Source organism: Nocardioides sp. NBC_00368, from assembly GCF_036090055.1.
Taxonomy (GTDB): Bacteria; Actinomycetota; Actinomycetes; order Propionibacteriales; family Nocardioidaceae; genus Nocardioides.
This window is the reverse complement of sequence record NZ_CP107970.1, coordinates 3,693,703-3,715,356: the sequence shown is the minus strand read 5'-3', so window position 1 is coordinate 3,715,356 and position 21,654 is coordinate 3,693,703. Positions and strand designations below refer to the sequence as shown.

General features: G+C 68.3%; 23 protein-coding genes and 2 tRNA genes. 15 read left to right on the top strand and 10 right to left on the bottom strand.

What is annotated here, in order from left to right; translation table 11 throughout:
- Window positions 1–26: 26 nt before the first annotated feature.
- The gene (locus tag OG984_RS17695) at window positions 27–791 is read right to left on the bottom strand and encodes a response regulator transcription factor (protein WP_328527544.1); all 765 of its coding nucleotides are present in this window, start codon (window positions 789–791) and stop codon (window positions 27–29) included.
- 148 nt (window positions 792–939) lie between these two features.
- Here OG984_RS17695 and OG984_RS17690 point away from each other — a divergent pair, with 148 nt between their 5' ends.
- Together OG984_RS17690 and OG984_RS17685 are read left to right on the top strand one after the other, a co-directional pair.
- Window positions 940–2,115 carry a saccharopine dehydrogenase family protein gene (locus OG984_RS17690; protein WP_328527543.1) on the top strand — a complete coding sequence of 392 codons (1,176 nt, stop codon included), beginning with the start codon at window positions 940–942 and terminating at the stop codon, window positions 2,113–2,115.
- Window positions 2,116–2,138: 23 nt separating this feature from the next.
- Window positions 2,139–2,741, top strand: a complete 603-nt coding sequence (locus OG984_RS17685) for a DUF1349 domain-containing protein (RefSeq protein ID WP_328527542.1) — start codon at window positions 2,139–2,141, stop codon at window positions 2,739–2,741.
- Between the two features lie 60 nt (window positions 2,742–2,801).
- Here the strand turns inward: OG984_RS17685 and OG984_RS17680 are convergent.
- Window positions 2,802–2,877: transfer RNA gene (locus OG984_RS17680), tRNA-Arg, on the bottom strand.
- Between the two features lie 203 nt (window positions 2,878–3,080).
- On the opposite strand from OG984_RS17680, the gene OG984_RS17675 reads away from it, so the two are divergent.
- Window positions 3,081–5,144: an LCP family glycopolymer transferase gene (locus OG984_RS17675; RefSeq protein WP_328527541.1), complete on the top strand. Its 2,064-nt coding sequence runs from the start codon at window positions 3,081–3,083 to the stop codon at window positions 5,142–5,144.
- Complete coding sequence (locus OG984_RS17670) at window positions 5,144–5,347, top strand: hypothetical protein (RefSeq protein ID WP_328527540.1); 204 nt, start codon at window positions 5,144–5,146, stop codon at window positions 5,345–5,347. Before OG984_RS17675 ends, OG984_RS17670 begins: the two co-directional genes overlap by 1 nt.
- 52 nt (window positions 5,348–5,399) lie before the next feature.
- Here the strand turns inward: OG984_RS17670 and OG984_RS17665 are convergent, their stop codons facing one another.
- The 4 genes from OG984_RS17665 to OG984_RS17650 form a co-directional block, all read right to left on the bottom strand.
- Window positions 5,400–5,750 carry an MscL family protein gene (locus OG984_RS17665; protein ID WP_328527539.1) on the bottom strand — a complete coding sequence of 117 codons (351 nt, stop codon included), beginning with the start codon at window positions 5,748–5,750 and terminating at the stop codon, window positions 5,400–5,402.
- Window positions 5,751–5,816: 66 nt separating this feature from the next.
- On the bottom strand, window positions 5,817–6,476 hold the full coding sequence (locus tag OG984_RS17660) for an SAF domain-containing protein (RefSeq protein WP_328527538.1): 660 nt from the start codon (window positions 6,474–6,476) through the stop codon (window positions 5,817–5,819).
- A 101-nt stretch (window positions 6,477–6,577) separates the two neighbouring features.
- Window positions 6,578–6,844, bottom strand: coding sequence for an FmdB family zinc ribbon protein (locus OG984_RS17655; protein ID WP_328527537.1), 267 nt, complete (start codon window positions 6,842–6,844; stop codon window positions 6,578–6,580).
- A gap of 59 nt (window positions 6,845–6,903) precedes the next feature.
- Window positions 6,904–7,467 (bottom strand): 5-formyltetrahydrofolate cyclo-ligase, encoded by a 564-nt coding sequence (locus OG984_RS17650; RefSeq protein ID WP_328527536.1) that lies wholly within the window; start codon window positions 7,465–7,467, stop codon window positions 6,904–6,906.
- Between the two features lie 77 nt (window positions 7,468–7,544).
- Between OG984_RS17650 and OG984_RS17645 the strand changes: the two genes are divergently transcribed.
- The 10 genes from OG984_RS17645 to OG984_RS17600 all read left to right on the top strand — a co-directional run bounded on the left by OG984_RS17645 (window position 7,545) and on the right by OG984_RS17600 (window position 15,116).
- On the top strand, window positions 7,545–8,921 hold the full coding sequence (locus OG984_RS17645) for a UTP--glucose-1-phosphate uridylyltransferase (protein WP_328527535.1): 1,377 nt from the start codon (window positions 7,545–7,547) through the stop codon (window positions 8,919–8,921).
- Between the two features lie 87 nt (window positions 8,922–9,008).
- Window positions 9,009–9,563 carry a hypothetical protein gene (locus OG984_RS17640; RefSeq protein WP_328527534.1) on the top strand — a complete coding sequence of 185 codons (555 nt, stop codon included), beginning with the start codon at window positions 9,009–9,011 and terminating at the stop codon, window positions 9,561–9,563.
- A 10-nt stretch (window positions 9,564–9,573) separates the two neighbouring features.
- Window positions 9,574–10,782, top strand: a complete 1,209-nt coding sequence (gene glp / locus OG984_RS17635; protein ID WP_328527533.1) for a molybdotransferase-like divisome protein Glp — start codon at window positions 9,574–9,576, stop codon at window positions 10,780–10,782.
- Entirely contained in the window at window positions 10,782–11,252 is a 471-nt protein-coding gene (moaC, locus tag OG984_RS17630) for a cyclic pyranopterin monophosphate synthase MoaC (protein ID WP_328527532.1), read from the top strand. The genes glp and moaC overlap by 1 nt, the downstream gene beginning before the upstream one ends.
- Window positions 11,249–11,725 carry a MogA/MoaB family molybdenum cofactor biosynthesis protein gene (locus OG984_RS17625; protein WP_328527531.1) on the top strand — a complete coding sequence of 159 codons (477 nt, stop codon included), beginning with the start codon at window positions 11,249–11,251 and terminating at the stop codon, window positions 11,723–11,725. The genes moaC and OG984_RS17625 overlap by 4 nt, the downstream gene beginning before the upstream one ends.
- A 12-nt stretch (window positions 11,726–11,737) precedes the next feature.
- Window positions 11,738–12,337 carry a GNAT family N-acetyltransferase gene (locus OG984_RS17620; protein ID WP_008362769.1) on the top strand — a complete coding sequence of 200 codons (600 nt, stop codon included), beginning with the start codon at window positions 11,738–11,740 and terminating at the stop codon, window positions 12,335–12,337.
- Between the two features lie 101 nt (window positions 12,338–12,438).
- Window positions 12,439–13,257, top strand: coding sequence for a divisome protein SepX/GlpR (gene sepX / locus OG984_RS17615; protein WP_328527530.1), 819 nt, complete (start codon window positions 12,439–12,441; stop codon window positions 13,255–13,257).
- 55 nt (window positions 13,258–13,312) lie between these two features.
- Window positions 13,313–13,388 (top strand) — tRNA-Ala (locus OG984_RS17610).
- 171 nt (window positions 13,389–13,559) lie between these two features.
- Complete coding sequence (locus OG984_RS17605) at window positions 13,560–13,835, top strand: helix-turn-helix transcriptional regulator (protein WP_008362766.1); 276 nt, start codon at window positions 13,560–13,562, stop codon at window positions 13,833–13,835.
- 15 nt (window positions 13,836–13,850) lie between these two features.
- Window positions 13,851–15,116, top strand: a complete 1,266-nt coding sequence (locus OG984_RS17600; protein ID WP_008362764.1) for a site-specific integrase — start codon at window positions 13,851–13,853, stop codon at window positions 15,114–15,116.
- 43 nt (window positions 15,117–15,159) lie between these two features.
- On the opposite strand, the gene OG984_RS17595 is transcribed toward OG984_RS17600, so the two are convergent.
- Window positions 15,160–15,834: a helix-turn-helix domain-containing protein gene (locus OG984_RS17595; protein WP_008362762.1), complete on the bottom strand. Its 675-nt coding sequence runs from the start codon at window positions 15,832–15,834 to the stop codon at window positions 15,160–15,162.
- 89 nt (window positions 15,835–15,923) lie between these two features.
- Here OG984_RS17595 and OG984_RS17590 point away from each other — a divergent pair, with 89 nt between their 5' ends.
- Entirely contained in the window at window positions 15,924–16,766 is an 843-nt protein-coding gene (locus OG984_RS17590; protein ID WP_141782168.1) for a hypothetical protein, read from the top strand.
- 70 nt (window positions 16,767–16,836) lie between these two features.
- On the opposite strand, the gene OG984_RS17585 is transcribed toward OG984_RS17590, so the two are convergent.
- The 3 genes from OG984_RS17585 to mobF form a co-directional block, all read right to left on the bottom strand.
- Entirely contained in the window at window positions 16,837–17,187 is a 351-nt protein-coding gene (locus OG984_RS17585; RefSeq protein ID WP_008362758.1) for a hypothetical protein, read from the bottom strand.
- Window positions 17,181–17,783 carry a hypothetical protein gene (locus tag OG984_RS17580; protein WP_008362755.1) on the bottom strand — a complete coding sequence of 201 codons (603 nt, stop codon included), beginning with the start codon at window positions 17,781–17,783 and terminating at the stop codon, window positions 17,181–17,183. Before OG984_RS17580 ends, OG984_RS17585 begins: the two co-directional genes overlap by 7 nt.
- 244 nt (window positions 17,784–18,027) lie before the next feature.
- Window positions 18,028–21,522 (bottom strand): MobF family relaxase, encoded by a 3,495-nt coding sequence (gene mobF / locus OG984_RS17575; protein ID WP_040756910.1) that lies wholly within the window; start codon window positions 21,520–21,522, stop codon window positions 18,028–18,030.
- Window positions 21,523–21,654: the final 132 nt, after the last annotated feature.

The following is a 21,654-nucleotide window of genomic DNA, read 5'->3' as shown; positions in this document are numbered from 1 at the left end:
CAACGGTACTCGGATCGCCGAGGCGTCTACCGGGAACGACCGGGTGCCTGGGAAGGAGCCTGGCCCCGAGGATGCGGGGGGACCGGCCCGCCGTTCGGGCCGCCTGGGCTCCTGGCCGGCCTGGCGTTGTCGCCCGGAGGCGCCGGGCGGGGCACGACGCCGTCCTCGAGCAGCTGGCTCGCCATCAGCGCGGCCTGGGTGCGGTGGCTGACGCCGAGCTTGGCGAGGAGGCCGGTGATGTGGTTCTTGACGGTCTTCTCCGCGAGCACCAGCCGGTCGGCGATCTGCCGGTTGGAGATGCCCTCGGCGAGCAGCACCAGGATCCGCCGCTGCTGCGGGGTCAGCTCGGCGACCACCTCGTGCATCCGGCGGCGCTCCTCGACGTTGTGCACGACCTTGGCGGCGGCCTCGGGGTCGAAGAGGGTGTGGCCGCTGGCCACGAGGCGTACGCCGGAGACCAGGCTCGTCGCCTCGATCTGCTTGAGCACGTAACCGGCGGCGCCGGCCATGATCGCCTGGCTCATCACCTCGTCGTCGGCGTCGGTGGCCAGGATCATGCAGCGGATGTCGCTCTTCATCGCCAGCGCCTCGCGGCACAGCGCGACCCCGGAGGAGTCGGGGAGATGGGCGTCGAGGATGAGTACGTCAGGACGGAGCGTCGCGATCAGCGGGCGTGCCTCGGCGGCCGTGCGGGCCTCGCCGACGACCTCGATGTCCGCCTCGCGCTGCAGCACCGTACGCACGCCGACACGCACGACATCGTGACCGTCGGCCAGCAGAACGCTGATCACCGCGTCGCCCACAGGCTCGTCTCACTCATCTCGTCGTTGGGGATGGTGCCGAAAGAAACCGCTCAAGAGTATCCCTATTGATGCAACATTTGATCACTCAGAGGCCCGTGCCGTCTCGGATTTCGTTGCTTCTGGAAAGGTAGCGGCTATGACGACTTCTCGCGATCTCGACATCGTCCTGTTCGGCGCGACCGGGTTCACCGGCGGTCTGGTTGCCGAGTATCTGGCCGCGCACGCGCCCGACGGGCTGCGGTGGGCGCTCGCGGGCCGGTCTCTGTCGCGTCTCGAGACCGTCCGCGACGGGCTCGGCGGGGCCGAGGTCGAGCTCATCCAGGCCGACGTGAACGATGCGGCCTCGCTCGCCACGCTGGCGTCTCGTGCGCGCGTCGTGATCACCACGGTCGGGCCCTACCTGGAGTTCGGTGAGCCGCTGGTCAAGGCCTGCGCGGAGGCCGGTGCCGACTACGTCGACCTCACCGGAGAGCCTGAGTTCGTCGACCGGATGTTCGTGATGTACGACGCCACCGCCCGCGCCAACGGCGCCCGGATCGTGCACGCCTGCGGGTTCGACTCGATCCCGCACGACCTCGGTGCCTACTACACGGTGCGCGAGCTCGCCGCCGGTGGCGAGATCACCGGGCCGATGACGATGAAGGGCGTCGTACGCACCAACGCGACCTTCTCCGGCGGCACCTTCCACTCGGCGCTGGGGCAGATGTCGCGCCCTCGGGAGATGGCGACCGCGGCGCGCGAGCGCCGGGCGCTCGAGGTGCGGCCGGAGGGACGTACGTCTCGACCGGCGAAGCCGTCGTTGGGTCGCGATCGTGAACTGGGCTACTGGCTGCTGCCGCTGCCGACCATCGACCCGTTCATCGTCGCCCGTTCCGGGCGAGCCCTGGAGGCGTACGGCCCCGCCTTCACCTACTCGCACTACGCCGGGACCAAGACGCTGCGGTACGCCGTCGGTGGTGCGGTCGGCGCCGGTGGCCTCGCCCTCGCCATGCAGGTGCCGCCGCTGCGGGCCAAGCTCGGGGAGCGGGTCAAGCAGGGCACCGGACCCTCTGAGCGTCGGCGCGAGAAGTCGTGGTTCACCGTCGACTTCGTCGCCGAGACCGGCGGCCGGAAGATCCACACGAAGGTGTCCGGAGGCGATCCCGGCTACACCGAGACCTCGAAGATGCTCGCCGAGTCGGCCCTGTGCCTCGCCTTCGACGAGCTCCCCGAGACGTCCGGGTCGGTGACCACGGCGGTCGCCATGGGCGATGCGCTCCTCGATCGGCTCCAGGCTGCGGGGATCCGGTTCGAGGTGGCCTCCCGGGGCTGACGGCCAGGGCGAAAGGTGCTCGAGTGAATCAGAACTCCTCCGGGAATCAGCGCATCGACTGGTCGGCAGGCCGCTGGACGCATGAGCCGGACGCTGCCCGGGTGACGCCCGAAGGCGCCCTGCTCGCGACCGCGGTCGAGGGCAGCGACGCGTGGCGGCGCACCGCGTACGGCTTCGTGCACGACACCGAGCACGCGTTGGTCACTCCGTTCGCTCCTGGGTCAGCCATGGAGGTCGAGTTCGGCACGCCGTTCTCACAGCAGTTCGACCAGGCCGGGATCTTCGTCCGCGCCTCGGACGAGCACTGGGTCAAGGCCGGTATCGAGTTCGCCGACGGCGTTCCCCAGATCGGCGCGGTGGTCACCGACGTTCGATCGGACTGGTCGGCCTCGTCCGCTCCCGAATGGGGCGACACCCGGGTGACGTTCCGGGTGAGCTGGTCGGACGACGCGCTGACGATCCGGGCACGCCGGGAGGATGCGAGCTGGCAGCTGGTGCGCGTGCTTCCCTTCGCGGCGCGCGAGGAGGTGAGCGCGGGGCCGTTCCTCTGCGCTCCGACGCGTGCCGGCCTCGAGGTCCCGTTCTTCGACTGGAGAGTCGGAGCGCCGGACGGCTCCTTGCACTGAGGCTATCCGCAGGTCAGCGGCCTGAACGGGCCGATCCGGGATGGTGTGGCGGGTGGTGCTTGGTGCCCCAGGCAAGAGTCGAACTTGCGACCTTTCGCTTAGGAGGCGGCTGCTCTATCCACTGAGCTACTGGGGCGTTCGCGGATATCTTGCCATGGTGGCGGGTAATACTACGGTTTGGGGTTCGATGCGGTCAGGGGCCAAACTTGGGGCCCTCGCGTAGGTTGAGTCACCGTCGACTCAACCCGAATCCCCCCGATGACAAGCGACGAGTGACGGTGATCTATGCCTGACCCCTCCCTGCCTCCCCGACGTGGGGGCGCGGATTCTGGCTCGGGCGTGTCCGGATTCGAGTGGATGTACGGCGCCGACGAGGCTGCCGGCAACGAGTCCGGGGGGACCCGTTCGGGCCGTGGTGCTCGGGCGGCTGACGTACCGACAGACCAGCCGTCGGCGGAGCCCGGTGGTGGACGGCGGGCCGCGCGTCCGCAGTCCGAGTTCGTGTCGCCGCCGCCTCCGGGTCCGGGGCCGGGACCAGCGGGCGGTGGTCGCCGTGCTGCGCGTCCGGTTCGTCAGGAGCCGGCTCCGGTCGATCATTCCGTCGCCGAGCCGCCACGTGTCGAGCCGCTCCGCGTCGAACCGGCGCGGCGGGAGCTGACCCGGGCCGAGCGCTATCAGGCGATGGGCCGAGGGGGCTCGGGTGCGTCGTCGACGCCTGCCCCGCCGTCACCTCAGGAGTGGGGCGACCCGGACGTGACCGCTGTCGCTCCGGCCCTGCGAGAGACAGCGCGCCCCGCGCGTCACGTACCCCCGCCGCCGGCGCCCGTGCCCTCCGTCGAGGAGACCGCTGTCGCGCCCGTGCCGGAGTGGTATCGCCAGGATCCTCAGCCTGCTCCTTCCGCGCCCACGGCTCCCGACCAGCAGCTCGCCCCGCCGGCTGCCCGCGAGTTCGACTGGAACGCCCCTGCCCCCGCCGACCGGCCTCGTGGACGTACGTCCTCACGCGATGAGCTGCACGAGGCTCGTCACGAGGCCTACCCGCCCGCGGGACGGCACGGTGCCGCATACGCCTCGGGTTACGACGACGAGCCCTATGACGACTATCCGTCCCAGGGTGGCTATGACGATTCGTACGCCCCTTACCCGGGCGACGAGCGCGAGGACCGCGACAAGCCGCGGATCAGCGTCTGGCAGGTGCTCAGCTCGACCCTGCTCGTGCTGGCGCTGATCGTCGGTCTGTTCACGGTCTACACCTACCGCAGCCTGCGGTCGAACATCAGCACCGTGAGCCTCGGTGAGAAGGCCGCTGACGTCGGGCCGAAGGAACCGATCAACATCCTCGTGATGGGCTCGGACAGCCGCGACTGCAAGGGATGTGGGCTGGACGGCGAGAGTGGTGGCGGTTCGGACACCACCATCCTGCTGCACCTGTCCGCCAACCGTAAGTTCGCCTACGGCGTCTCCATCCCGCGCGACACGATGGTCAACAGACCTTCGTGCAAGACGGAGGACGGGAAGACCGCTCCTGCTGACTATGTGCAGTGGAACGCGGCGTACGCCACCGCCGGTCCGACCTGCACCGTCGAGCAGGTGGAGGCAGTCGCTGCCGAGATGTGCGGCGAGAAGTGCGACATCACCATCAACCATCTGGTCGTCGTCGACTTCGGAAGCTTCAAGGGCATGGTCGATGCCATCGACGGCGTCGACGTGTGCCTCCCGGAGGCTGTGGAGGACAGCTATACGGGTGCGAAGTTCAAGGCCGGCCCTCAGACGCTGAACGGCAAACAAGCGCTCCAGTACGTCCGCATGCGCCACGTCTTCGGTGACGGGAGCGACCTGTTGCGCGCGAAGCGCCAGCAGGCGTTCATCGGCTCGATGGCGGCGAAGCTGCTCTCCGGTGACACGTTGTCGAGCCCGACCAAGGTTCTCGGCTTCCTGAATGCAGCCACCAAGGGGCTGACGATGGACGAGAGCCTCAAGGACAACCTCGACACGATGGCCAAGATCGGTGCCGGCTTCCAGAGCATCGGTATGGAGAACATCAAGTTCCTGACCATCCCGGTGGCGACGGACCCGCAGAACGAGAATCGAGTCGTCCTCGATGACGAGAAGGCCAAGAACGTCTGGAAGGCAATCGCCAACGACAAGCCGCTGACCAAGAAGATCGCGGCCGGGTCGTTGGACGCAGGGCAGGCCGCGGGCGACAAGGGCAAGAAGAAGTCCGACGACTCGGATAAGGGAACCGACGGCGAGACCGCCGGTTCAGAGCCCTCCGAAGATGCGCCTTCGGCCGACTCCTCGGATAACGCGTCGGGCAACGCCAGCAGCGGGGCGACCGAGGAAGAGCTTGCCGAGATCGCCGAGCAGGCGAAGGCTGAGCGCGAGCGCGCGGGTCTCTGCTGATGGATGAGAACACCGCGTCCGAGGCGGAAGGGCCGGAGGAGCCCAAGGAGCCGGAGTGGAAGCGCAAGCAGCGGCTGGCGCGGATCTTCGGTGACGTACTCCCCGAGACGACCCAGGACGAGCGGGAGTCGTCGACCGAGTCGGAGGAGTCGGCGTCGGACCGATGGCTGAAATCGCAGGTGCCGCCTCACCACGGTGGGTGAGACGGCACCTGCCGAAGCGGAGCCCGAGGCGATCCGTTCTGGCGCGAACGCGTCAGCGAACGGCGATGCTGTCGCGGATCTGCTTGAGGATGTCGATCTCGGTCTCGCCCGGGTCGGGGTCCGGGAAGTAGCGCTCCTTGGCGGCCGTGTAGGGCTTCACGATCATGAAGTAGACGACCGAGGCCATGATGAGGAAGGCGATCACGGCGGTCAGCCATGCGCCGATGCTGATGCCGCCCGGTTCGTAGTTCGAGAAGTCCGGCGTGCCGCCGAGCTTGCCGAGCAGGTCCATGATGATGTCAACCGTCGCGGTCACGACCGTGGCGAACGCGCCACCCATGATGAAGGCGACCGCGAGTTTGATCAGATCGCCCTGGAGCAGGAACTTCTTGAAACCGTCCATGTCTTGCTTTCTCCTGTGCTCATTGTGTGAGGTGAAGGAGACCCCGGATATGGCGCGCGTAGGCCGTCAGTACGCGAAGGTGAGATAGCCACCCACTCCCGCAGATGTGACGTCCTCGACGCTGTTCGCGGCGACTCCGACGATGACCAGACGCCCCGCCGAAGTGTTCGTGACGCCAAACCCCTCGGTCTTTCCTTGTGCGGAAGAATCATCGCGGGTCGGGTCAGTGGCCTGAGGGAGGCTGAGGATCAGCGTGTCGGTGGTGACCCGTGCGGTCTCGGCGGTGGCGGGGTCGGTGGCGTAGAGGTCCACGGTGTCGCCGACATGGAGCAGGCCGGCCATCTCGGCGTCGGGGAGCCGGACCGGGACGGCCACCAGGTCTGGGTGTCCCTCGGTCAGCTCCGGCCCCACGAGACGTACGTCGGTGACGGGCTCACCCCGCCGCAGCGGGGCCGCCAGGCGCTCACCGAGCGGCGCCTCGGCGAGGTCGGCCGGCAGGCTGGCGGGGTCGGTCTCGATCTCGGTCAGGTCGGCAGCGGTGAGGACCGTGCCGACCGGAAGATCTCGGGAGGCGACCGCCATCGTGGACGTGTCGGGTGGGTCCGGCCGGGTGGCCGAGAACCCGATGGCGACCGCCGAGGCGGTCAGCAGGAACGCCAGCAGGCGTCGATGGGCGAGGACCCCGCGGCGTAGGCGGCGGGAGAGAGACGTGATTCGAGTGAACATGCGGGCACGCTAGGTCGCCCCCACGATTCCCGCATCTCGCTATCCACAGCCCAGATGATGGTGTGGATGAAGCTGTGGATAACCCGCTGCTGCGGGCGGTCTCAGTCCGAGGAGCCGGAGGTCGCGGGCGCCGGGGAGGAGGTGCTCGAGGACGACGTCGTCGAGGTCGTGGAGGACGTCGACGACGAACCCGAGCGGGAGTCGGTGCGGTAGAAGCCGGAGCCCTTGAAGACGACGCCGGCGGCGCTGAACACCTTGCGCAGCTTGCCACCGCACTCCGGGCACTCGGTCAGCGAGGCGTCGCTGAAGCTCTGGAACTGGTCGAAGGCGTGGCCGCACTCGGTGCAGGCGTACTGGTAGGTGGGCACGTTTCTCCTAGAACAGAATCTGGCACTCGACGGGCGCGACTGCCAATATTAGCGAACGCCTAGGAGAAGCGCCGCATTCCCTCCGCGCTCGCGGCCGCACCCACGGGCCGGTCGTGCTCCTCCACCGGCACCGGGACCCCGATCTCCCACGGATAGAGAAGTGCGCAGGTAAAGGTTCCGGCCGGCACCCGAGCCAGGATCCGGTCGTAGGAGCCACCACCCCGTCCCATCCGGTGGCCCCTCGAGTCGACGGCCAGTCCGGGGACGAGCACGACGTCGGCCCCGGCGATCGCAGAGACGCCCAACCGCTCCCCGCCGGGCTCCAGGAGCCCCCGAGCCGCCCGGACCAGGTCTCCGTCGTAGACCGCCCAGTCCAGGTCGTTGTCCGGCAGCAGGCACGGAAGCAGGATGCGTTTCCCGGCTGCGTCCAGCTCGTCGATAAGAGGTCCGGTGCCCGGTTCGGTGCCGATCGAGACGTAGAGCGCAACCGTCGCGGCGCTGCGTACGTCTGGAATATCAGTGACCACTTGCGACAGGGCGCGCGCGAGCGAGCCGAGACGGGGGAGCCCGATGCGCCCCCGGGTAGTCAACAACTGGTCGCGTAAGGCAGTCTTGCGCCCCACGAAGTCAGCGGGGGCTGGACCATCAGAACCCGGAGGGGTGTGTGAACCCGACACAACGACAGCCTAGGCTTTCCTCTATGGGTAGCCCAGGTTTGGCCAAGGCAATGGCGAAGATGCGCGATGCCGGCGTGGACGACGTCGCGGTGCAGACATTCGCACATTACTACCGCCAGCTCGAGCACGGTGAGACCGGGATGATCCCGGAGGACACGATCGAGCCGGTCGACATCCCGTCGATCAGCGACGCCGAGGTCAGTGACGAGGAGGCCCACGCCGCCATCGCCACCACCGCGGTGATCAAGCTCAACGGTGGCCTCGGCACCTCGATGGGCATGGACCGCGCGAAGTCGCTGCTCTGCGTACGCAAGGGCCTGAGCTTCCTCGACGTGATCGCGCGCCAGATCCTGCACATGCGCGAGAAGTACGACGTACGCCTCCCGCTGCTGCTCATGAACTCCTTCCGCACCTCCGAGGACAGCCTGGCCGCGCTCGAGCGCTACCAGGACCTTCCGGTGGAGGGCCTGCCGCTGGAGTTCCTGCAGAACCGCGAGCCGCGGCTGCTCGTCGACGATCTGGCCCCGGTCGAGTGGCCCAAGGACCCCGAGCTCGAGTGGTGCCCGCCGGGCCACGGCGACATCTACACCGCCCTGCTCGACACCGGACTCCTCGACCTGCTCATCGAGCAGGGCTACGAGCGCGTCTTCGTCTCCAACTCCGACAACCTCGGCGCCGTCCCCGACGAGAAGGTCGCCGGCTGGTTCGCCAAGAGCGGAGCCCCCTTCGCCATCGAGGCCGTACGCCGCACCCCGAGCGACCGCAAGGGCGGTCACTTCGCGCGCCGCAAGTCCGATGGCCGCCTCATCCTGCGCGAGACCGCGCAGACGCGCGACGAGGACAAGGTGGCCCTGCAGGACCTCAGCCGCCACAAGTACTGCTCGACCAACAACATCTGGTTCGACCTCAAGGCGCTCAAGAAGGTCCTCGACGAGCGCGACGGCATCCTCGGTCTGCCGCTGATCCGCAACGAGAAGACGGTCGACCCCTCGGACCCGAAGACCCCGAAGGTCGTCCAGATCGAGACCGCCATGGGCGCCGCGATCGAGGTCTTCGAGGGCTCGCAGCTGATCGAGGTCGGCCGCGACCGGTTCGTGCCGGTCAAGACCACCAACGATCTGCTCGTGCTGCGCTCCGACGTCTACGACATCGGCGAGGACTTCGTGCTCGACCAGATCGCCGACGAGGTGCCGTTCATCGACCTGGACGGCGACTACTACAAGTACGTCGCGAACTTCGACGAGCGCTTCCCCGAGGGGGCCCCGTCGCTGCGCAAGGCGTCCTCGCTGACCGTCAACGGCGACTGGACCTTCGGCAAGGGCGTCCAGGTCATCGGCGCGGTCGAGCTCGACGGTGCCAACGCCGAACGCGTCGCGCCCGCCACCGTGCTGTCCGACTGATCCACGGCTGATCCACAACGGTCGAGTTGCTCTGCGCGGTGACCTGGCCTGTGTGATCGTTCCGGCATGAGGAGCGCACGACTCGCGGTGTCGATCGTCGCGGGGCTGTTCGCTGTGTTGGTCGGCGGAGCCTGGGTCGTTGGTTTGGGCGATCCCGATGGCGAGGCCGCAGCCGAGATGGAGTCCTTGCGTTCGGCTCCGGCGTGTGACAGTCAGCCGACGGAGCCCGCCGGGTGCATCTGGGAAGGCGAGTTCGAGTTCGTGGGCTCCGAGTACCACCGGGGATTTCGCGGCCACAACTGGTACTCGATCGACCTTCGCGACACCAGGCTGGACGCTGACGGCAGCCCCGGTTTCGTCAACGCTGTCGAGGAGTTCGACCACGAGGACATCGAGGGACTGACCTACGGCGCGCCGGTCACCGCGACCCTCTGGCGCGGTCGGATCATCGAGGTTCGGATCGATGGGCGGGATCTACGCACCACCGACTACCCCGTTGAGGTTCCCGAGCGAATGACGACGGCCCAGCTCAGGGCGGTCGGCATCTTCGGTGGCGCCGTCGTCATAGTTGGCGGATTGCTTCCATATCGCCGGTACCGCCGGGCGCAGGCGGCCGCGCAGAACGGGGTTGCGGGCGACTAGTGTTGGCGGGGTGACCCCCGCCGAATACCGCCAGCGAATCCTGGCCGACCTCGAGCCGATGCCGGCCTACCCGCAGCCCTTGATGGACTGCCTCGGGCTGGCGGTGGCCGAGGACATCCATGCCGAGGTCGCGCTACCGGGCTTCGACAACTCCTCGATGGACGGCTACGCGGTCCGCTACGCCGACGTCGCGACGGCCTCGGCCGAGGCGCCGGTGCGGTTGCCGGTGCTCGGCGAGATCGGTGCCGGACAGGCCTCGCTGCTGGCGCTTCCGCCGGGTGCGGCGGCCAAGATCATGACGGGTGCTCCGTTACCCACGGGCGCCGACACGGTCGTTCCCTACGAGTGGACCGACCGTGGCGTCGCCGAGGTCGAGATCCGGCAGATGCCCGACGAGGCCCAGCACGTCCGCTACGCCGGCGAGGACGTCGCCAAGGGCGACCTGCTCATCCCCGCGGGCACGGTGCTCGGCCCGCGCCATCTGGGCCTGATCGCCTCCGTCGGCCGCGCGCAGGTGGCGGTGCGTCCCCGACCCCGGGTCGTGGTGCTCTCGACCGGCACCGAGCTGCGCGAGCCCGGCGAGACCCTGGGCCACGACTCGATCTACGACGGCAACTCCTTCCTCCTGGCCGCCGCCGCCCGCAAGGCCGGCGCGATCGCCTACCGCGTCGGCATCGTGCCCGACGAGCCACGGGCGTTCATGACCGCGCTCTCCGACCAGCTCGTCCGCGCCGACCTGGTGGTCACCTCCGGTGGTGTCTCGATGGGCGACTACGACGTGGTCAAGGAGGCGCTGACCCCGGAAGGTGTCTGGTTCGGTCCGGTGAGCATGCAACCGGGCAAGCCCCAGGGCTTCGGCCGGATCGGGGAGGAGCGGGTGCCGGTCCTGTGCCTCCCCGGCAACCCGGTCTCCTCGTTCGTCTCCTTCGAGCTCTTCGTGCTCCCGGCGCTGCGCCGGCTGATGGGCATGACCCCCGAGGCCCGCCCGGTGCGCCGTGCTGCACTGACCCACGGCGTACGCTCCCCGGAGGGCAAGGAGCAGTATCTCCGCGGTTGGTACGACGGCTCCCGCGCCGGTGTCTCGCCCATCGGTGGCCCGGGCTCGCACCTGATCGGCGACCTGGCCGGCGCGAACTGCCTGATCGTGATCCCGCCGGAGACGACCGCGCTGGACAAGGACGCCGAGGTCGACGTGATCGAGCTGGATGTGGAGTTCTGATGGCTGACCGGCTCACCCACGTCGACGAGACCGGCGCGGCCCGGATGGTCGACGTCTCCGAGAAGTCGGTCACCACCCGCACCGCGACCGCCTCCGGGCGTGTTCTGGTCTCTTCCGAGGTCATCGAGCTGCTTCGCGGTGAGGGCGTGCCCAAGGGCGACGCGCTCGCCGTCGCCCGCATCGCCGGCATCATGGGCGCCAAGAAGACGCCCGACCTGATCCCGCTGTGCCACCCCTTGGCGGTCTCGGGCGTCAAGGTCGAGCTGAGCGTTTCCGACGAGTCGGTGGACATCACCGCGACCGTGAAGACCACCGACCGCACCGGAGTAGAGATGGAGGCGCTGACTGCGGTCGCCGTCGCCGGTCTGACCGTGGTCGACATGATCAAGGCCGTCGACAAGAGGGCGGTCATCACCGACATCCAGATCGAGACGAAGACCGGCGGAAAGTCGGGTGCGTTCCAGCGATGAGCCTGAAAGCGACTGTCGTCGTCGCCTCCAACCGTGCCTCGGCCGGTGTCTACGAGGACACCACCGGACCCCTGCTGGTCGCCTTCCTGGAAGAGTTCGGCTTCGTGGTCGGCCCTCCCGAGGTCGTACGTGACGGCGACCCCGTCGGCGAGGCGATCGCCCGGGCCGCGAAGGAGGGGGCGCGGGTCGTCCTCACCACCGGAGGCACGGGTCTGACCCCCACCGACCGCACCCCCGAGGTCACCCGTCCGCTGCTCGACCGCGAGATCCCCGGTATCGCCGAGGGCATCAGGGCGGCCGGAGTGGCCAAGGGGATCCCGACGGCGCTACTGTCCCGCGGTCTGGCCGGTCAGATCGGAGCGTGCGTGGTGGTGAACCTTCCCGGGTCCCGGGGTGGCGTGAAGGATGCGATCGATGTGCTGCGTCCGGTGCTGCCCCACGCCGTGGAGCAGTCGGTCGGCAGTGATCACTGAACGGGACCATCGATGACTGATCCGGGCTGGCCAGCCGTGCTCTCGCACGGCGCGGTGACCGTACGCCCTCTCGACCGTAGCGACGCCAAGGCATGGACCGAGGCTCGCCGCCGCTCGGCGGCCTGGCTGCACCAGTGGGACGCGACCGTGCCCCCGGGGTCGAGCGCCCGGCCCACGACGTTCGCCAGCCTCGTACGTCGTCTTCGTCGTCAGGCCAAGCGCGGCGTGACCTATCCGTTCGCGATCGATGTCGACGGTGTCTTCGCAGGTCAGGTCACGGTCAACAACATCGTTCGTGGCTCCGCGCAGTTCGCCTCGATCGGCTACTGGATCGACCAGGGCTTCGCCGGCCGTGGCGTGATGCCGCTGGCGGTGGCGCTGGTCATCGACCACTGCTTCACCACCGCGCGGTTGCATCGGGTCGAGATCTGCATCCGTCCGGAGAACTCCAACTCGCTCCGCGTCGTGGAGAAGCTGGGCATCAACGAGATCGGATATGCGCCCCGGTTCCTGCACATCGACGGCGCCTGGCGAGACCACCGGATCTTCGCGATAACAGTCGAGGAATGTCACCAAGGAATGCTGGCCAGACTGGGTTTGTCACCTGAATGAGGCATTGACGTCGGCGTGTCCTTCTGAAATCACACAAGTCACACGCGACACACCACTGCACGTCCGCCTACGGGCTGGTAATGGCTCCTACGCTTCTTGACGTGGACCCGAGCGCACTCATCTTCGTCGCCCTCGCCGTGGCGTGGGCGGTGTACTTGGTGCCAAAAGCGCTCGAGCACACGGCGACGGCCGAGGACGGGACGAAGAGCCGGGCCGGCGCCGCCATCTCCAAGTCCCGCCGGATCCTCGCACGGCGAGAGGCCACCGGCAAGGACTCCACCGACCTGGTGACCGAGAAGTCGTCGAAGAAGCCGGAGGCCCCGGCTGAGCCCGACCAGGGGCGTGCTCCGCGGCCCGTCCCGATGGCCGTACGCCGCCGCGCAGCTCGGGTCGCGGCCAAGCGCCGCAGCATCGTGCTGGGCGTGCTCCTCCTAGGCCTGGTCGCGGTCGGCGCACTCGCCGGCTTCGGTGTCCTCGGCCCGGTCTGGATCTCGATCCCGGCCGGGCTCGTTGTCGCATGGCTGGTCACCTGTCGGCTCAGCGTGCGCCACCAGCGCGAGGTCTGGGCACGGATCCCGTTCCCCGAGGACGTACCCGAGCCGGAGCCCGTCGCCCCGCCCCGGGTCACCTTCGACATCGACCAGGACACCGGCGACCTGGTCGCCGTCGTCGAGCACGACGACACCGGCGAGCACCTCCCCGAGGGTGCCTGGAAGCCGGTGGAGACACCGCTGCCGACGTACGTCTCCAAGGAGGCCGCGCCGCGCCGCACCGTGCGCACCATCGACCTGGACGCCACCGGTGTGTGGAGCTCGGGCCGCAACGCCGCCGACTCCGAGCTCGTCCGCCAGGCCGAGGAGGCCGAGCGCGCCGCGGCTTCGGCTGCCGAAGAGGCCCGCGGCCGCGCCACGGGCTCCTGAGAGCCCTACTGATTGGGTAACACCCGCGACGAGGTGCTAACGTTTCTCATCGCTTGGGGCTGTGGCGCAGTTGGTAGCGCGTCTCGTTCGCAATGAGAAGGCCAGGGGTTCGAATCCCCTCAGCTCCACCAAGAAATACCAGGTCAGAGCGGGCATCCGGCATCCAGAACCAAGGATGAACAGATGCCCGCTCCGCGTTTACTCCGCGAATTCAGCCAAACCACCGCTCAGCTCGAGACGACATGGTCGAGGTGCCTCGGGCCGTCTCGGCCACTCGCGGCAGGCTCGGTGCCTTGGGGTGCATGGACACCAACCACAACGCCCACGACAACCCCGACGCCTACGACGCCCACGCCGCGACTGCGCCGTTCGGAGACGTGCTCACCCTCTCCGAACTCTGCGCCCACCTCCACGTCCCCATCCAGACCCTCTACGACCTGCGCTCCCAGGGCCGCGGGCCGCGGGGATTCCGAGTCGGCCGCGAACTTCGGTTCCGGGCGGGCGAGATCGAGGCTTGGCTGGCCAGCCTGGAGGAGGAGGACGCCCAACGTCATCGTCCCGACGCGGAGGCCGGCTGACGGGGGTGAGCGGTGATGACTCGACCGCGCATCGACATCGGCACCTACGGCACGATCACCACTCGCCGTAAGGGTGAGAAGACGATCGCTGAGACCCGGGTGCGCGATGCCGACGGCAGGGTCCGGCAGGTTCGGGTCAGCCGAGAGACAGCACCGCAGGCACGGCGTGAACTCAAGAAGCGACTGCTACGCCGCCCCGGATTCGGTCACGCCGGCGACCTGCGCCCCGACGCGCCGTTCACCACCCTCGTCGAACGCTGGGACGCTGACCTGGAGACCAAGGAGCTGGCCGACGGCACCAAGGACCACTACCGCGACCAAGTCCGCCTGTACATCATGCCCGCGTTCGAGCACTTCACCCTCGCCGAACTCACCACAGGCCGAGTGGAGGCGCTACTCAATGCCCAGGAGGCCGACTCGCCCTCCCGCGCCCGCAAGACCCGCACTGTGCTCAACCTGCTCTTCGGCTACGCACTGCGCCACGACGCGATCAACCGCAACCCCGTCCAGGGCACCTCACGGCTGCGAGCGGTGAAGAACAAGCCGAAGGCGCTCACCCTCGAACAGGTCAGCAAGATCCGCGAGGCCGCCGCCAACTGGCGCACCCAGCCCGGGCTGCCGGGCCCGAAACCCGACGGCCAGGTCCGAGACATCATCGAGATCCTGCTCGGCACCGCGATGCGCCCGGGCGAGGTGCTGGCCCTGCGCCCCTGCGACATCACCGACGGCCCGGCCGGGATGATCGCCGCGGTCACAGGCACCGTGGTGCAGCGTAAGAAGAAAGGCACCTTCCGCCAGGAACGCCCCAAGACCGACTCCTCGAACCGGCTCGTCCCGGTCCCGGAGTTCGCTGCTGCGGTGATCCGCCGCCGGCTGCGCGGCGTCCCAACTGAGCGCACCATCTTCGCCGGCCGCACCGGTGGCCCGCTGGTCCCGCCCAACGTACGCCGCACCTTCCGCGAGTTTCTGGTCGACGCGGGCTTGGGTGACTCCGGGATCAGCCTGCGCTGGTACCGCCGCACCGGAGCAACTGTCATCGCCCGTGGCATGGACAGTGATGCGGCAGCCACGTTCCTGGGCCACACCTCATCGGCGATCACCGAAGGCTTCTACATCGAGGTCGACACCACCATCGACCGGACCCCAGCCTCCCACATGGAGCGCACCTTCCGCTGGGAGAGCCCCGACGGCACCCTGCTCACCCTCCCGCCCGCCCCCGGGGAGGACGACGTCATCGCGCGGGTCGAGCAGGAGGTTGATGACGGTGACGCCGCCGCGTGATGCTGTTCGGGCGTGTCGACGCCGGTGGTGATGGCCGGGCCCGTCACCAGTGCCGCATCAGCGCTCGGATCTGATCGGGGTCCAACCCGTATTCGGCCAGCCGCCGGAACACCCGCAGCCTCTTCGCGCGGGTCGCGGTTCGGCGTCGGTAGTCCTGCCCCCATGCCTGAGCGTCGGCGAGGATCAGCTCCTCGATGGCTTGATCCTTGGTCCAGCCGATCAACGGCCACCACGCCTCGCAAATCTCCGGAGGCAGGCCGTCAACCAGATCGGGCCATACGTCGACCAGAAGTGCAGCGTCGAGGTGCTCGAAGAGCTGCGTTTCGTCGCCGTAGCGCAACAGCCAGGCATAACCAGCAGCCCGCTTGTCGCGGTCACCCAGGGAGAACACCTTGTGATCGCGACCGTGCCATACCCATAGCGGCGCGAAGCACCGCTCGGGCGACAACCGCCACAGCCGGTTCGGCACCAGGGCCGTGGATCGCCCGGGCCCAGCGACCTCGATCTGGTGGAAGATGATCCGCTCGTTTAGAGCGAGCTCGAAGTCGAGGCAGCGCAAGATCCGCTCCAGGACCGCCAGGGTGGGCGACTTCGTGCCACGTTCGTAGGCCGACAGCGATGGCTGTGACGTTCCGCTTCGGCGCGCGAGCGTCTCTTGGGTCAGCCCGCGAGCAACGCGAGCGGCCTTCAACAGCGAGCCCTCGTGGCCGATGGCCATACCAAAACATAACTCTTCGGATCTGGCACGCTCAAGAGGCGTCTTTGTGCGGTGCACCTACCTGGTGACAACCAGGAATGGGGGACTCGATGAGCGTTGCAGACCAGTTTGGACTCGACGATCCAGCGTCACCGCTGCTCGCCGAAGCGCGAGAAGGATGGGAACGATGGTGCGCCGTCGACCCGCGCCTGGCCGTGGTCGATGACCTCGCGGACCTCAGAGAATGGACCCGCAAGGCCGATGTCGCGGACAAGACGGCGGTGTTACGGACTCTGGCGACTCTCACCGCCAGCGACCGGTCAGCAGTCGCAGCCCTGGTGTGGCTCCTGATCCCTGGAGCGTGCAGGGTCGCAGAAGGGCTGAGCGACCTGTCGCTCGACATCGATGCACTGGTCGCCTCCGAGCTGTGGGTGCAGGCCTGTCAGGCGCATCGGTTACGAACGCCGTGGCTGGCCCGGGCACTCCTGAACGCGACCCGACGCGAGGTCACAGCCTCCCTCGGTGTCGGCAGCCGTGCCGACCGCCACTGGAAGCATGTGCTGCTCACTGACGAGCTTGCCATGCTCGCGAGCTTCGCCAACGATCGCGCAGACCTGGAGGGGGAGGTCGCGCCGGAGGTGGAGTTGTGTGAGTTCCTCGACCAGGCAATCCGCGACCACGCTGTCGAGGAGGAGGATGTGCGCCTACTCCACGAGCTCGCCGCCGCCGCCGAGACCGTTAGCGCACCGCCACGTCGCGGACGACTCGGCTTGACCACACCTGCGGCCGTCGAGCTGGTAGCCCGCGACCACCCACAGGCGGCCCGTACGCTGCGGCGACGCGCTGCGCGTTCGTTGGACCGGCTGAAGATCTATGCCGCGGTGTGGACCGACGACACCAGCTGGGAGCGTGGGTGTTCAGAGCAGAAGGGCCGGGAGATCGGTGCAGCCTGACCCGGCAGGTCGTGATGACACGATCCTGTGGAGTCTGCATGAGGTTTGGCGCCTGGCAGCGGTTCGATTCTCACCAGCGGCGGTTCGGCCGGCGTTGTCGGGAGTGCCAGTAGATCCAGTCTCGCTCTTCTTTGCCGAGATCTGGCGGCGGCAAGCTTCCCCGTTGCTTGAAGTGCCACATGACCGACCGTGCGCCGAGGGTCGTCATGCCGTCAGCCAGGAGTGCCTTGAAGGCGTCGAGTGATGCTCGGGTGACCCGGTAGTGGGTCTGGCCTGGGGCGTAGAAGCGCCGGTCGAGGCACCAGCAGATCTCGTTGGCCTTCCAGATGGGGACGTCCAACTCCTCTGCAACCCGTCGGGCCGATACGAGCAGTTTGGGCGGGTCGGGCGGCTCCCAGTGCTCGGGCCGCATCTTCACCACCAGCCTTTCCTGGACTCTCGCGGCATCGAGTTCACCCAGGCGAGCAGCGATCCGTACACGATCCGATAGTTCCTCGCGCCCTCGCCGATGAAGACGCGGTCAAGATCACCGAGCGAGACTGCCTGACGGATCGCATGCTCAGGGAGACTGAGCATCCACGCGGCCTCCTTGACAGTGATGAGGATCTTCTCATCGTACGGATCGCTCACGTCGCCAGAAAACAGCGCGTCTCCTGCTGGCCGGCCTCCTCGGCGTCGCTTACCGGCTGGCGAGTCGATGGTGAGGTCGACCTCGGGTTTGGCCTCCTTCTTCTTCCCAGGCCGCTCGCGTGCCGGTGTTGTTGCAGGCGCCTTGGACACCGGATCGGGTTGCGACCAGAAGTGGCCGGGCGGGTATGCCCCATGCTCGAGGTAATGGAGGCCGGCGGTTGTGAGCGTTGCATGCCATCGGGGTCCACGGCCCCTGATCTTGACGAGCCTTCGCCTCTCCAGAGCGCGTGCGGTCAGCCGCTGCGGGTTCGTCGCTTCGCCGGCACCGGGATCCCTCGCAAGCCAGTTGAGCACCGCCAACTGGGTGTCATTGAGTCGTGCTGTCACGTGCCCTGAGCCTAGGGCGATGATTCGGGGACCATCGAGCAGAACCGCGGGTAGACCGGCTCCGGGCGCGATCCGACTGCGAGGCCGCGAACGCAGGACTTCTGCACCGCACGCAGCGGATGCTGCTGCCGAGACAGCGTCGTCAAGACCTTCACCGTGGCGAGGGACCTGTGGGGAATCGGCAGACTTCCCAGAAGACGAGGCTCTCTTGGAGCGAGATAGGGTCCGAACGTGACGGGGTGGGTCACAGGCCGAATGCCGAGGGGCTAGCGTGCCCGGCTGACTCGCGTCGTGACTGAAGCGGGTCGTGTGGGGTGAGTTTGCGGATGCGGTAGGTCAGGGCGGCGATGGCATGGCTCTCGGGCAGAGCACGGCTGGCGAGGGCACGGTCGAGCAGTCCGCTGGCGTCGTGGCCGCGGCGATGGAGTGTGTCGAGCATGCGGGCGAGTTCGATGGCCTCGCCTCTGGTGTGGTCGTCCTGGGCTGGGGTTCCTGTCCGGTGGATGATCAGTTCGTGCCAGCGGCGGACCGAGTCGCTGTGGCGAACGGTGAGCTGCCGTAACAGGTGGCGTTGGAAACGAGCGGCGATCGGGTCGTTGACGGCTGGCCCGGTCGGGCGCGGATCGTCCTCCGGCACGTCGTGGGCAGCCCGCCACAGCGCCACGGTGTCGTGGAGGTCGCCGAGGACATCGGCATACCGGGCGATCCAGGCGGGACGCTTCCCGTTCTTCATCGCAGTCGGTGCGTCGGCGCCATGTGCGTGGTTGAGGAAGCCGTCTGCGGTCACCTCGACGTGCCGGGCGCGCGCGGCGAGGTAGGGACCCCACGACTCGTCGCGCGCGAGGCCAGCGGGAACTGACGGGAGCCAGGGGAGCGGGCCCACGCCCGCCGCCTCGATGGCTTCCTCCCAACCGCTTCCGAGCACCCGTTGTGCTCCGGTGGTGACCGCGTCGCCATAACGTACGGAGGCGTCGTGGAGCTGGGTGGACCAGCTGCGACCGCGGCGGAGCGTGGTGGTGGCCGAGACCGCAGCCCCGTCACGAGCCACCACCTCGTCGAGGACCTGGATCGCGGTCAGCTGCTCCTCTATCCCTGGCAGCGTGCACTGCTCCCGATCGGCATCGACCGGATCGACCGGTTCGAGCACCACATGGACATGGTTCTCAAGCCGGCCGCGGGTCAGCATCGTGTACAGCATCTGCCGGTCCTCGCGGCCATCGACGATCCCGTGGACGACGTCGGTGGTGAGGCCTTGGGCGGTGTGGACGGTCGAGGCGTAGCCGAGCTCGACATGGTCGGCCACATAGTCAGCGGGCAGCACCGCGGTCAGGCCGGTGGTGGCGTGGCGGACGGTCAATGTGCCACGGCGGACGCGGGTGATGGTCCAGCGGTCACCGTTCTTGACCCAGTCGGTGCCAGAAACCGCGAGACGCCGCTGGTTGTGGCGGGTGATGATCGTGTCGCCGACGGATGCCTGGTTGCCATCGGCCAGCTCGACCTGGGTCCGCGGGTCGACGCCGCCGAGACGCTGGGTGCGTGCCAGTTGGTTGAGGGTGGCGACCATGTCTCGTGTGGGCGCCAGCATGAGTGCGTCCAGGCCATGCTCTCGGTCGTGTTGCCAGGCGGCGAGGACCTCGGCCATCGTCGTGTCCTCGTCGCCGGTGTGGACGCGGTCGTGGTCGAGGTAGAACCCGATCGCGGCCCGGTCGCCGTCGCGAAGGTCGAGGGAGGCTGCGGCCTCGCCGGGATCGATGAAGCGTACGACCTCCTCGAGCCGGTCGGCACCGTGCCGGTGGGCGATATCCCGCAGCACACCACCGGCACCGACCGCTGAGAGTTGCTGGTCATCGCCCAAGAGCCGGATCATGGCACCGCGTGAGAGGCAGAAGGTGACCACGCGGTCGAGGGTCAGGGTGTCGGCCATCCCTGCCTCGTCGATCACGACCAGGGTCTCGGGCCCGATGCGGGTGCTCAGTCCGTTGCGATGGTCTCGACCGGCGTGGTTGTGGGTGAGGATCTCGTCGTCGATCTTGGCGAGGGTCTCGCACGGCAGGCCAGTGGCGTCCTGGAGTACCTTCGCGGCGGCCGCGGACGGGGCCAGCCCGATCGCGTCATAGCCGTTGGCCGTCCACACCGCAGCCAAGACCTCGACCGCGGTGGTCTTCCCCGACCCCGCAGGCGCTAGGGCGAGCCGGACCCGGTGGCCGCCGGCCAGCGCATGCACCAGCGCACGTTGCCCGTCATTGAGCCGCACCCCGGCGACCGTGCTGGCCGCCAGGACGATGTCGATCTCCTCCGGAGAGAACGCGAAGTCGCTACCCAACCCGGCCGCGTCGACCAGCAGCTGTTCGGCTTGAAGGATCCGCTGACTGGTGTAGTGATCAGCACCGGTGTGCCGGTAGACACTGGTTCCGTCTGAGCGCCGCAGGCCACCCGGCTCGCGAAGATCGGCCCTCAGAAGGACGGGATCATCATCGGGTGTGAGAGGCACCGACATCCCCACGGCCGCGACCACAACATCATCAACCAGGGCGGGTAAGTCGTCGGCGGCGACCCTGCCAGATCCCGCCATTCGTACTTGGCGTTCGGCCTCGGCCCGTAGGTGCCAGCTCTGCCAGGTCGCTCGACGGGTTTCGAGCTCGGTGATCACGGCGACCGCCATTGCCCGGATCAGATGCGCTTCCATGGGTCCGCCAGAGCGCGGACCGCGATCCGACCGAGACACGTCCAGCGCCGTACGGATCATCGCATCGAGGGTCGACTCGCTCCCCAGGAACTCCGATGCCTGGCGGCGCCAAAGTCGTCGCTGATCGGCCTCGGCGCGCGGTTCGTGCTTGGGGGCACGCGTCTCGAGATTGGCCTGCTGCACCAGCCGGAGCCGTTCCGGCTCGGTCGGCGGCCGACCGTGCTCGACGACGAACGCGGTCACCAGGTCGTTCTCGCGGCGGTCGATGTCCCTGGCTCGCCGCGACCACAAGCGACACAGACGGGCGGAGACACCCACGGCCTCGCGGACCGGGCGCCGCTCTCGAGGATTCGCACGCTCAGTGAACGTGACACCGAGCGCTTCACCGAGCCGATACTCGAGCGCGGTGTTGTACGTCTCCGAGATCGCCACCGTGTGCTGAAACAACACACGCCCGTAGACCGTCAGCCATCGACCCGAGTGTTTCGCCTGCACCTTGTTCGCGACAGCCACATGAGTGTGGAGGTCCGGGTCGCCGGCACGCGAGTCCCGGTGACGGAACGCCGCCGCGATCAGACCCCGGGTCTCGACCTGCCGGACCCCATCGGTCCCTTCCCGGGTGAACAGCACGTCGTGCTCGACATAGGCCAACGCGTCGTGGACAGCGGCATCGTGGGCCTGCTCGATCGCCCGCGCAATCTCGGGTGGCGCGACCGCCCACAGCGCCGAAACCGACTTCACCGGACTGAAGGTCAGGTCGAACCCAGCCACTCCATCCGACCGTGTCCGCCGACCCAACGGCCGCCCAGCGACCGGATGCTCCCCGGCACCGAACAGGTGCCCCATCTGCCCGGCCGTCACCACATCGCCCGAGCCGATCCCGTCTCCGGCGAACGCGGCGAGCCCTGCCCCGACCCACTGGCCAGGTGCCTCGCCCTCGGCTTCGTAGTAGTCAGCCAACGCGGTGCTGCCGAGCTCGGTGGAGTCGCCAGCCGCCACCTGCCGGGTCAGGTACTCATACCCCGAGCCCGCGGCCAGCTTGTGGATCGTCATGGTCACACACCCCAGGGACGACGGAGGCCCGCGAGTGGCCCAGAGGAGCGGGAATGAAAGAGGTCTGCCCCGGCAGACGGGGATCTACCGGGATAGGCCAAGACTTGCGGCACTCCCACCGGGTTCGGCCTT

Bases quoted from the DNA above. Each gene is read 5' to 3' on its own strand.
- OG984_RS17690 (WP_328527543.1), top strand. From the start codon at position 940: ATGACGACTTCTCGCGATCTCGACATCGTCCTGTTCGGCGCGACCGGG.
- OG984_RS17670 (WP_328527540.1), top strand. From the start codon at position 5,144: ATGGATGAGAACACCGCGTCCGAGGCGGAAGGGCCGGAGGAGCCCAAG.
- OG984_RS17665 (WP_328527539.1), bottom strand. From the start codon at position 5,750: ATGGACGGTTTCAAGAAGTTCCTGCTCCAGGGCGATCTGATCAAACTC.
- OG984_RS17660 (WP_328527538.1), bottom strand. From the start codon at position 6,476: ATGTTCACTCGAATCACGTCTCTCTCCCGCCGCCTACGCCGCGGGGTC.
- OG984_RS17645 (WP_328527535.1), top strand. From the start codon at position 7,545: ATGGGTAGCCCAGGTTTGGCCAAGGCAATGGCGAAGATGCGCGATGCC.
- moaC (WP_328527532.1), top strand. From the start codon at position 10,782: ATGGCTGACCGGCTCACCCACGTCGACGAGACCGGCGCGGCCCGGATG.
- OG984_RS17625 (WP_328527531.1), top strand. From the start codon at position 11,249: ATGAGCCTGAAAGCGACTGTCGTCGTCGCCTCCAACCGTGCCTCGGCC.
- OG984_RS17620 (WP_008362769.1), top strand. From the start codon at position 11,738: ATGACTGATCCGGGCTGGCCAGCCGTGCTCTCGCACGGCGCGGTGACC.
- OG984_RS17605 (WP_008362766.1), top strand. From the start codon at position 13,560: ATGGACACCAACCACAACGCCCACGACAACCCCGACGCCTACGACGCC.
- OG984_RS17600 (WP_008362764.1), top strand. From the start codon at position 13,851: ATGACTCGACCGCGCATCGACATCGGCACCTACGGCACGATCACCACT.
- OG984_RS17595 (WP_008362762.1), bottom strand. From the start codon at position 15,834: ATGGCCATCGGCCACGAGGGCTCGCTGTTGAAGGCCGCTCGCGTTGCT.
- OG984_RS17590 (WP_141782168.1), top strand. From the start codon at position 15,924: ATGAGCGTTGCAGACCAGTTTGGACTCGACGATCCAGCGTCACCGCTG.
- mobF (WP_040756910.1), bottom strand. From the start codon at position 21,522: ATGACGATCCACAAGCTGGCCGCGGGCTCGGGGTATGAGTACCTGACC.